Origin of the sequence: Nocardia cerradoensis NBRC 101014, from assembly GCF_000308535.1 — a bacterium.
Taxonomy (GTDB): Bacteria; Actinomycetota; Actinomycetes; order Mycobacteriales; family Mycobacteriaceae; genus Nocardia; species Nocardia cerradoensis.
This window is the reverse complement of record NZ_BAFW01000244.1, coordinates 1-9,628: the sequence shown is the minus strand read 5'-3', so window position 1 is coordinate 9,628 and position 9,628 is coordinate 1. Positions and strand designations below refer to the sequence as shown.

8 protein-coding genes are annotated in these 9,628 nt (G+C 69.1%); all 8 read right to left on the bottom strand.

Going from position 1 to position 9,628, the window contains the following annotated elements:
* On the bottom strand, positions 1 to 298 hold a 298-nt coding region (gene mnhG / locus ON23_RS25695), incomplete at its 3' end, for a monovalent cation/H(+) antiporter subunit G (protein ID WP_039781337.1).
* Positions 295 to 555: a monovalent cation/H+ antiporter complex subunit F gene (locus ON23_RS25690; protein WP_039781336.1), complete on the bottom strand. Its 261-nt coding sequence runs from the start codon at positions 553 to 555 to the stop codon at positions 295 to 297. The genes mnhG and ON23_RS25690, both read right to left, overlap by 4 nt.
* A complete protein-coding gene (locus ON23_RS25685) occupies positions 552 to 1,070 on the bottom strand; it encodes a Na+/H+ antiporter subunit E (RefSeq protein ID WP_039781335.1) in 519 nt (172 codons plus the stop codon). The genes ON23_RS25690 and ON23_RS25685 overlap by 4 nt, the downstream gene beginning before the upstream one ends.
* The gene (locus ON23_RS25680; protein WP_039781334.1) at positions 1,067 to 2,683 is read right to left on the bottom strand and encodes a Na+/H+ antiporter subunit D; all 1,617 of its coding nucleotides are present in this window, start codon (positions 2,681 to 2,683) and stop codon (positions 1,067 to 1,069) included. The genes ON23_RS25685 and ON23_RS25680 overlap by 4 nt, the downstream gene beginning before the upstream one ends.
* Positions 2,680 to 3,063 (bottom strand): Na(+)/H(+) antiporter subunit C, encoded by a 384-nt coding sequence (locus tag ON23_RS25675; RefSeq protein ID WP_039781332.1) that lies wholly within the window; start codon positions 3,061 to 3,063, stop codon positions 2,680 to 2,682. Before ON23_RS25675 ends, ON23_RS25680 begins: the two co-directional genes overlap by 4 nt.
* On the bottom strand, positions 3,060 to 5,900 hold the full coding sequence (locus ON23_RS25670) for a Na+/H+ antiporter subunit A (RefSeq protein WP_039781331.1): 2,841 nt from the start codon (positions 5,898 to 5,900) through the stop codon (positions 3,060 to 3,062). The genes ON23_RS25675 and ON23_RS25670 overlap by 4 nt, the downstream gene beginning before the upstream one ends.
* Positions 5,901 to 6,019: 119 nt before the next feature.
* Positions 6,020 to 7,330: a hypothetical protein gene (locus ON23_RS25665; protein WP_039781330.1), complete on the bottom strand. Its 1,311-nt coding sequence runs from the start codon at positions 7,328 to 7,330 to the stop codon at positions 6,020 to 6,022.
* A gap of 85 nt (positions 7,331 to 7,415) precedes the next feature.
* Positions 7,416 to 9,623: an AAA family ATPase gene (locus ON23_RS25660; RefSeq protein ID WP_063821333.1), complete on the bottom strand. Its 2,208-nt coding sequence runs from the start codon at positions 9,621 to 9,623 to the stop codon at positions 7,416 to 7,418.
* Positions 9,624 to 9,628: the final 5 nt, after the last annotated feature.

Genomic DNA, 9,628 nt, shown 5'->3' with positions numbered 1-9,628 from the left:
GGCGTTGCTCGCGGTAGGCCGTCCGGCCGACCAGGTGGGCGATGGCCGGTGCGGTGACGAGGGTGAACAGGCCGACGAGGACCAACATCCAGACATTGGGATGGCCGCGCAACTGGATCGCCGAACCGATCAGCATCAGGATCAGGCCGACGACCTGAGGTTTCGTCGCGGCATGCATGCGCGAGAGGGTGTCGGGAAAGCGCACGATCGCCACCGCCGCGGTGGCGGCGAGGAATGCCCCGAGCAGGATGGTCCCGTACGACAACCAGATCAGCGCGGTGTGGAAGAGGCCGCTCATTTGTCGTCCCGCACCCGGAAACGCGTGACCGCGGCCGACCCCAGGAAGCCGACCAGCGACAGCGCGACGATGCCCGGCACCACCGTGGTGTCGTCGCTGTAGGCGGCCCACACCGCCAGACCCGCCGCGGCGATGCCTACCAGCGAATCGATGCCGACCACCCGATCCAGCGTGCCGGGACCGGCCAGCACCCGGAAGGAGGTGAAAGCCGCGGCGGCCGCCAGGAGTACGCCCGCCACGATCGCGACGAAAGTCATGAATCTACCTCCTGTTTCCTGCCTTCGAAGGCCCTGATCAGCAGGCCTTCCAGGCGGCGGGTGATGTAGTAGAACTTCTCGACCGCGTCGTCGCTGCCGACATCGAGCACGTGCACCCACGCCACCCCGGCCACCCGGTCCAGCTCCAGCACCATCGTGCCGGGGATCAGATTGAGCACGTCGGCGCACAGCACCAGCACCAGATCCGAGTCGATCGCGAGCCGCACCCGCAGCACACCCGACACCGGCGCACCGGCCGGGCGCACCGCGAACCACGCGATCTGCAAACTGGATTCGATCGCGTAATAGGCGGTGAGCATGATCAATTCGAGCAGTGGCAGCACCCGCAGCCCGCCGTTCACCGGAACCCGCGGCAGCGGCAGCAACACCATGATCAGAATGCCGACCACCAGCCCGGCGAGCAGATTCGCGACGCTGGCGTTACCCCACAGCGCGGTGTAGACGACGGCGAGCCAGATCAGCACGCCGACACGGACCAGTCGTTCCCGCGTCATCGGTGACCTCCCGACTGCCATGTCTCCGGCGGCCCGAGCACGGTGTCCAGATATCGGTGCGGATCGTTGAGATCCTCGGCCGCGCGCCGGCAGATGCCCAGGATCGGCCCGGCGAACACCGTGAGCGCGAGCGCGACCACGATCAACGCCGCCGTCGGAGCCACCATCAGCCGGGGCATGCGGCCGGGGTCGACGCGGTCGTCGAACAGCACATCGGTGGATTCGTCGATGAGCGCCGAGGGCGCGGCATCGGCCAGCTCGCCCTCCGGGGCCTGTACGCGCGGCCGCCAGAACGCTTTGCTCCACACCCGCGCCATGACGTACAGCGTGAGCAGGCTGGTCACCACCGCACCGGCGATCAGCATCCAGGCCAGCACGCTGCCGTCGGCGGCACCCGCCTGCAACAGCCGCACCTTGCCGATATATCCGGAAAACGGCGGAATACCACCGAGATTCAGCGCCGGAATGCCGAACAGCAGGGCCAGCGCCGGACTCGCGGCCAGCAAACCACCCAACCGGCTCAGCGACGCCGATCCGGCCTGCCGCTCGATCAGGCCCACCACCAGGAACAGCGTGGTCTGGACCAGAATGTGATGCACCACGTAGAACACCGTGCCGGTGGTGCCGCCGACCGAATTCAGTCCCACCCCGAACATCAGATAGCCGATATGGCTGACCAGGGTGAACGACAGCAGACGCTTGATATCGCTCTGCGCGATCGCGCCCAGGATGCCGATCACCATGGTGAGCAGGCCGCACACCAGCAGCACATTGTCGAAGGTGCCGGCCGGCAGCAGCAGCGCATGTACCCGGATGATCGCGTACACACCGACTTTCGTCAGCAAGCCCGCGAAGACGGCTGTCACGGGTGCGGGTGCGGTCGGATACGAATCCGGCAGCCAGTTCGACAGCGGGAACACCGCGGCCTTGATGCCGAACGCCACCAGCAGCACCGCGCAGATCGCGCCGCGCACGCCCAGCGGCACCGTGCCCATCCGCACCGACATATCGGCCAGATTCAGGGTGCCCGTCGCCGCGTACGCCACAGCGATGCCGGTGAGGAAGATCAGCGACGACACCATCGACACCATCACATACGAGACCCCGGCCCGGACCCGGTCGGCGCTGGCGCCCAGCGTGAGCAGGACGAACGAGGCGGCCAGCAGCACCTCGAAGCCGACGAACAGATTGAACAGGTCACCGGCCAGGAAGGCGAGCGAAACGCCCGCGCTCAGAATCAGATACGTCGGCTGGAAGATCGAGGTCGGCTGCCGTTCGGTGCCGTCGCTGATACCCTGCCCGACGGCGAAGATCAACACCGCGAGCAGCACGATCGACGACACCAGTAGCATGCCCGCCGACAGCCGGTCGACCACCAGCGTGATGCCGATCGGCGTCTCCCAGCCGCCGACCTGCACCGCACCCATGCCGTCGCGGTCGGCCAGGTACAGCAGTACCCCGGAGATCGCGACCACCGTCGTCAGCGCCGCCACCGAAATCGCCTGCTGCACGCGCGCTTTACGGCCCACGATCAGGGTCGCGGCCGCGGTGAGCAGCGGAATCAGCACCGGGAGGGGGCAGAGCGCGGGGAGCAGACCGGGAGACGGGCTCATCGCTCGGGATCCTCGCCCCCGCGTTTCGCCGCGACCTTCACGTCCTCGGGGTCGTCCTCGACCTGTTCCGTGGTGGTCAGCGCGAAGGCCCGATAGGCCAGGGCCAGAACGAATGCCGCCAAACCCATGGTGATGACGATCGAGGTGAGGATCATCGCCTGCGCGAGCGGATCGGCCGGATCGTGATGTCGCCGATCCGATTCGCCGAGGATGGGCGGCCGCCCGTCCGGACCGCTCATGGTGAGGATCAGCAGGTTCACCGCATTGCCGAACAGAATCAATCCCAGCAGCATCTTCGACACCGCGCGTTCGAGCACCAGATACACCCCGCAGGCGACCATGATCCCGATCAGGGCCAGCATAGTGATGTTCGCGCTCATCGCATCCCTCCCTTCGTCGAAGACGTCCTGCCGTCCAGGAATTCGATATCGAGGCGTGCGCCGAGACTGCGCAGCACATCCAGCACCAGACCCACCACGATCAGATACACGCCCAGGTCGAACAGCATCGCGGTGACGAATTTGATGTGCCCGAGTACCGGCAGCGTGACCTCGATGATGGCCGAGGACAGCGGCGGCGCGCCCAGCAGCAGCGATCCGGTCGCGGTGCCCGCCGACAGCACCAGCCCGGCGCCCAGCACATGCCCGGCGTCGACCGGCAGTGCCTCGGCCAGCTCGTAGCGGCCGCCGGCCAGATAACGCAGCACCAGCGCCAATCCGGCGGTGAGCCCGCCCGCGAAACCGCCGCCCGGGGCGTTGTGCCCGGCGAAGAAGAAATACGCCGACAGCACCATGATGGTCGGGAACAGCATCCGGGTGGTCATCGCCATCACCATCGACCGGTCCCGCGGCGCGACCAGCGGACTGGCCCGCAACCAGTAGGCCCGCTCCGGATCGGGGGTGTAGCCGGGGGCCTCGGAGACGCGCGGCAGGGTGCCGAACCGGCGGCTGCGGAACATCAGCGAGGCGACACCGGTGGCCGCGACCACCAGCACCGAGATCTCACCGAGGGTGTCCCACGCCCGGATGTCGACCAGCAGCACGTTCACCGCGTTCTTCCCGCCGCCGAAACTGTATGCCGCGGAAGGGATTCGATGCCAGATCGGTTCCGTGCCGCGGGCCGCGGTGGCGAACGCCGCCACGGTCACCACGGCAGCTCCGACGGCCACGGACAGCAGGGCTCGGCGCACCTTGAGCGCGGCGGTGCGGCTGGGTTCGATCTCGGCGGAGAATTTCCGCAGCACCAGCACGAAGATCACCAAAGTCAGCGTCTCGACCAGGAATTGGGTGAGGGCGAGGTCCGGCGCGCCGTGCAGGGCGAAGATCACACCGCAGCCGTAGCCGGTGACCCCGACGAGCAGCACGCTGGCGAGCCGGTTGCGCATGATGGTGGCGCCCAGAGCCATTGCCGCCATCACCAACGCGATCACCAGCTGCAGTGAGGAATCCCACGCTCGTACCGAGATACGCGAACGCGCGCCGACGAACAGCACGGCCAACGGCAGCACCACGACCGTGGTCAGGATCAGGCCCTGATTCAGCGGCAGCGAACCACGCTGGGTGGCACCGGTCATGCGCAGCGACAGCTGATCCATCGCGCGCAGCACGGCGTCGTAGACCCGGTCGGCGTTGCCGAGGCGCGGATTCACCGATTCGCCGATCCGGTCGCGGATCTCGAACAGCACCAGACCGCACGCGATGGCGATGAGGGTGAGAGTGAGCGGGGTGCCCCAGCCGTGCCACAGCGCCAGATGCGCCTCCAGCGGACCGAGTGTGCGGGCATACGGCGAGAGCAGCTCGTCCATCCAGGGCGAGGCGAGACCCGCGGCCAGTGAGGCCGCGGCCAGTACGGCCGGCGGTGCGACGAACAGCGCGCTCGGCCGATGCCAGGGCCGTTCCGGTTCGGGCACGCCCTCGGCAGCGCGTTTGGTACCGAACGCACCCCACACCATCCGCGCGCTGTAGCCGACGGTGAACATCGACCCGAGCACGATGCCGAGCGCGACGGCGATCCGAACCGGCGCGCTCAGATTGCCCGCGTCCAGTTCGGCGGCGAACGCGCTCTCCTTGCCGACGAAGCCGAACAGCGGTGGAATCGCGGCCATACTCAGCGCGGCGACCGTCGCGACCGCGCACAGAACCGGCGCGCGGCGGCCGACGCCGGACAGCCGGCGCAGATCGCGGGTGCCGGCACTGTGGTCGACGATGCCGACCACCATGAACAGACACCCTTTGAACAGCGCGTGCGCGACCAGCAGCGCCGCCCCGGCCAGTGCCGCCTCCGGGGTTCCGGTGCCGACCAGTACCAGCATGAATCCGAGCTGGCTCACGGTGCCGAACGCGAGCACCAGTTTCAGGTCGTAGACCTGCAGTGAACGCAGACCGGCCAGCAGCATCGACAGGATCCCGAGCGTGAGCACGATCGGATGCCACACCGGCGCCTCGGACAGCCCGGGGGCCAGCCGCGCGACCAGGTAGATACCGGCCTTCACCATCGCGGCGGCGTGCAGATAGGCGCTCACCGGGGTGGGCGCGATCATCGCGCCGGGCAGCCAGAAGTGCAGCGGCACGATCGCCGATTTGCTCAGCGCGCCGATCAGGATCAGCACCACCGCGACATTGGTCGACCAGTCGTGCGGATCGGCCCGCGCCACTACATCGGACAGCAGATAACTGTCACAGCGCTGCGCGAGCAGGACCAGGCCGACCAGCATCGCCAATCCGCCCGCGGCGGTGACCAGTAGCGCCTGCAATGCCGCGCGGCGGCCGGTGCTCTGCTCGGCGTGATGGCCCACCAGCAGGAACGACAGCACCGTGGTGAGCTCCCAGAAGGTGAACAGCACCAGCATGTTGTCGCTGACGACCAACCCGAACATGGCCCCGGCGAAGGCCACCAGATAGCCGGCGAAGATGCCCAGGCGGGCGCGATCGTCGTCGTCGAAATATTCGGCGCAATAGACCAGCACCAGCGCGCCCACGCCGAGGACCAGCACCGACATGATGGAGGCGAGGCTGTCCAGCCGAAGATCCCAATTCATGTGGATCTCCGGGGCCCAGGTGATGCGGACCTCGGCCTCGCTGTTCCAGTTCGCGATCACCCACACCAGCCCGGCCAGCGGCGCCAGCGCGATCGGATAGAACCCGCGCCTTCCCCATACGCGCACAGCGGGCGGTGCGAGCAGGGCGGCCGAAGCATGGGCTAGCAGGATGGCGAGCAAACGTCACTCCGTCGGTCGGCGGCGGGGTGGTGGCGCCCCGATCCTACTGCTGACTCCGGGCTTCGGTGGTCACGGCCGGATCCGGCGCGGCCCGGAACGCGACCTTCCAGAGACGATGGCTATATATCGGCTACCGATTCCGTGGTGGCCGGTTTGCGCCACGAGCGCAACGCCATCAGGCTTGCCGCGCAGACGACGGTGACTCCCAGCGCGGTCCAATAGGGCGCCGCCGAACTCATCGCCGGGGCCGGGCACAGGTACCACTGGCCGGGATCGGAGACGCACTGCGGCCGGTCGAGGTGATCGCGCAGAGCGGTGACGACCGACGGCACGAAGATGATCGCCACACCCAGCACCCGGGTCGGGTTGTATCGCGGTGCGGCACTGCCGAAGCTGTAGCCGGCCACCACCGCCAGCAGCCCGCTCAGCACCGCGGCCTGCACGCCACTGTGGATCCGATGCCCGGAGACCAGCGCGCAGTACAGCGCCATCGCCGCCAACGTCGACATGGCGAGCATCGGCATCGGGCGCCGGAATCCCGCGACCAGCCCCAGTGCGATCAACAGCACCAGCGGGGTGACCGACCACACCGGTAGGCGGGCCGGTATCAGTGCTCCGCCCACCGCCGACAAGGCGACTGCCAGCAGAATCAATACACCGTCGCGCCGCGGCAGCAGAAAGGCCGCCACTGCGGCCGCGGTTACCGTCAGGGATGCGGCGAAGACGACATTTCCGGTGCTGTCCGCGTGCCGGGCAAGCCATTCCGCACTGAACACTCGGCCGATCACGAAAATCAGTCCCGCGATGATCGGAGCCATGGGCAACTCGACCGAGCGGCGTTCCACCGTGTCCTGCTTGCGATTGACGACCATGCCGACGATCACGAGCACGAGGGTGACCACGATCAGCCACAGCGGCGGCAGCGTCCTCGTCGACCAGCCCGGCGCGCTCATCACCCCGCCCCGCACAGTGCCCGTCGAGGTCGAGCCGAGCTGGCCGAAGACCACCGCCGCGAGGGCCCCCAAGGTCCAGCCGAACACCTGGAACCAGCCGCGCAGCACCGCCACCGCGATACCGCCGAGCAGAATTCCGCCCGCGAGCGCTTCCAGATAATTCAAGGTGGCCGGCGCGATGCTCTGATCACCGGTCTCGGCCAGCAGGTGGGCGAGGAACATGGTCACCACGCCGCACAGCGCCGTGCCCCAGGCGACCAGGGCGTGGTTGACGGTGGTGGCGAAGACCGCGACGATCAGCGCGGCGATGGCGCCGACGGCGATCGCTCGCGGCTGACTGGCGGCGAGCATGTCCAGTTGCAGCACGGAGGTCTGCGAGGCCCAGCGGAAGCCGTTGGGGAGCATCAACGACAGCCCGGCGACCAGGGTGGCCAGGGCCGCCGTGATCATCTCCAGAACCGCGTGGTGCGTGCGCACCAGCCGAAAATACCTGCGAACCCGGTCGAACCGGGGCAGACCTGCCGGATCGGGCGCGCCGGTGGGCAGGCCGGCGCGCGACGGTTCAGGTGGTGGCGCGCTTGCCGGCGTACTGCCGCAGTGATTCGACCTGATCGGCGTCGAGTGAGGGCCGCACACTACCGCGGGCCGTCGCCAGATCTTCCGCGCCGATGGCGGCGGCATCCACATCGCGGCGCATCGCGGCCATCGCGGCCTCGCGCAGCAGTGCCGCGCAATCGGCCGCGGAATAGCCGTCCAGGTCGGCGGCCAATGCGGCGAGATCCACGTCGTCGCCCAGCGGTACCGAGCGGCTCGCGGTGCGCAGGATGTCGGTGCGCGCCGCGGCGTCCGGCGGCGGGACGAAGACCAACCGCTCCAGCCGTCCCGGCCGCAGCAGCGCGGGATCGATCAACTCGGGCCGGTTGGTGGCGCCGACGACCACCACATCGCGCAGCGGTTCCACGCCGTCCAGCTCGGTCAGCAGGGCCGCGACCACGCGGTCGCCGACGCCGGAGTCGGTGCTCTGCCCGCGCCGCGGAGCGAGGGCGTCGATCTCGTCGAGGAAGATCAGCGAAGGGGCGGAGTCGCGGGCCCGCTGGAACAGTTCGCGCACCGCGCGTTCGGAGGAGCCGACCCATTTGTCCATCAATTCGGCGCCCTTCACCGCATGCACGCTGAGCTGCCCGGTTCCGGCCAGCGCGCGCACCAGGAAGGTCTTACCGCAGCCGGGTGGTCCGTACAGCAGCACTCCGCGCGGCGGGTCGATACCCAGGCGCGCGAACGAATCCGGATGCCGCAGGGGCCACAGCACCGCCTCGGTGAGCGCCTGTTTGGTCTCGGTCATGTCGCCGACGTCGTCGAGGCTCAGGCTGCCGATCGCGAGTTCTTCCGTACCCGACCGTGAGAGCGGCCGGATCACCTCCAGCGCGCCGACCAGATCCGCCTGGGTCAGCATGGGGTCGGTGTGATCGTGGCTGGCCCGCGAGGCCGCCCGCAGCGCCGCCTCCCGGCACAGTGCCGCGAGGTCGGAGACGACGAAACCCGGTGTGCGAGAAGCGATCACATCGAGGTCGAGATCTTCGGTGGGTACCTTGCGCAGTAGTTGCTGGAGCAGTTCCGCCCGGACCGCCGCGGTCGGCAGTGTCAGCGCCACCTCGCGGTCGCAGAGATCCGGTGCGCGCAGCCGGCTGTCGACCGCGGCGGGCCGGGAGGTGGTGGCCAGGAAGGCCACGCCGGCGGTGGCCACCGCGGCGCGCAGCTGATCGAGAATGAGCGTCGCCACCGGCTCCGGCTGCTCCGGAAGCAGTGCGTCGATATCGGTGATCAGCAGGACTCCGCCTGCGCCGGAACAGATTTCCGAGACCGCGAGCCCGACCTCGCGCAACCGGGTGCCGCTCTCGGACGCGCCGACCGTGGGCCCGTCCAGTTCCACGATGCGCCGCGGTGTCGATACCGCCCGTGCCAGTGTCGCCTTACCGGCGCCGGCGGGTCCGGTGATGAGCACGCCCAGATGCGGCGGGGCGCCGAGGGTTCGCAGGAGTTCCGGTTCGTCGAGCGCCAGGCTCAGCCATTCCGACAGTTTCGCCGCCGGCGCGCGCACCCCCGCCAGATCCGCCACCGGGACGGCCGACGGACGCTCCCGTACCAGCATCCGGCTGCCGGGACGATTCGGCGCCAGCGCGCCCCGAGGATCGTGCGAGGCATCGGCCGCCGGGGCCGCCGCGCCCCACACCACCGCGCTGTTGGGCTGCACGCTGACCGGGCCGCCGCTGGGATCGGTGGTGGTCACGGTCAGCAGTTCGGAGGTCCACGCGATCGCGAAGGTGCGCGAAAGCGCTTGTGTCGCAGCGGCGGAACTGGTTCCCGGGCCCAGATCGCGGGGCAGCAGCGATACCGCGTCACCCACGGTGACGACCTTGCCGAGCAGTGCCTGCCGCAGCGTGGATTCCGCGATCGCGCCCATCGCCGCGGCCGAGCCGGTCACCGAGATGTGCCGGGCGCCGTACACCGTCACGGGGGCCACGACTACCGCGCTGTCCTCGCGCACCCCGGCATTGGACAGCGTCACATCGTCGAGCAGCGCGACTCCCGCGGGGGTCTCGTCGGGGGCCCGGCCGACCACCGCCGCCGTGCGCCGGGAGCCGATCACGCTGATTCCGTCCCACTCCCGCAATCCGAGTGCCGCCAGCGCCTCGGAATGCAAGCGGACCACGCCCCGGCGGGCATCGGCGGCCGAGCGGTTGAGTCGGGCGGTCAGCGACAATTCAGGCACGCCTG

What these genes read in the sequence shown, in the direction of transcription:
- ON23_RS25690 (WP_039781336.1), bottom strand. Translation starts at nt 555, where the DNA reads ATGACTTTCGTCGCGATCGTGGCGGGCGTACTCCTGGCGGCCGCCGCG.
- ON23_RS25685 (WP_039781335.1), bottom strand. Translation starts at nt 1,070, where the DNA reads ATGACGCGGGAACGACTGGTCCGTGTCGGCGTGCTGATCTGGCTCGCC.
- ON23_RS25675 (WP_039781332.1), bottom strand. Translation starts at nt 3,063, where the DNA reads ATGAGCGCGAACATCACTATGCTGGCCCTGATCGGGATCATGGTCGCC.
- ON23_RS25680 (WP_039781334.1), bottom strand. Translation starts at nt 2,683, where the DNA reads ATGAGCCCGTCTCCCGGTCTGCTCCCCGCGCTCTGCCCCCTCCCGGTG.